General features: G+C 57.5%; 1 pseudogene. It reads left to right on the top strand.

From position 1 onward, the window contains the following. Positions 1 to 188 precede the first annotated feature (188 nt). Positions 189 to 431, top strand: a pseudogene (locus tag EOA22_RS38445) (gfo/Idh/MocA family oxidoreductase); the annotation flags it as partial.

Raw genomic sequence — 431 nt, 5'->3', positions numbered from 1 at the left:
GCCGGCAAAGGCAAACCGTCGTCCTCCGTGGGTAGGCTTCGACCTGATACCCTCGACGAGGCCCGGTGCCGCGGCGCACTTGGCGCCAAGGATTATGAGCGGCTCACGCTCCGGCACAGCCCTTGCGGTACCGAAAAGGAGTCGAAGCACTTTCACTATGAAACTTGCCGCAAAGGAGACGCGCTCCCTTGATAAAAGTTGCACTAATCGATACGGCCCATTGGCACGTCCCGCTCTACCTCCAGGCCCTACTCAAAGCCGACGTCGAATTTGTAGGAATCTCCGATCCCACAGGAACGACCGGACCCGCCCTCGCTCAAAGATTAAAGACGAAGTGCTTTCCAAGTTGCGAGGAGCTTGTCGCGCAGGAGAGGCCCGATCTGGCATTTGTCTTTGGCCGACACATCGACATGCCTAATTCAGCTAACCTG

The sequence above is a fragment of the Mesorhizobium sp. M7A.F.Ca.US.014.04.1.1 genome, from assembly GCF_003998745.1.
In the GTDB taxonomy this organism is placed as follows: Bacteria; Pseudomonadota; Alphaproteobacteria; order Rhizobiales; family Rhizobiaceae; genus Mesorhizobium; species Mesorhizobium ciceri.
This window is presented reverse-complemented; position numbering and strand designations above follow the sequence as displayed.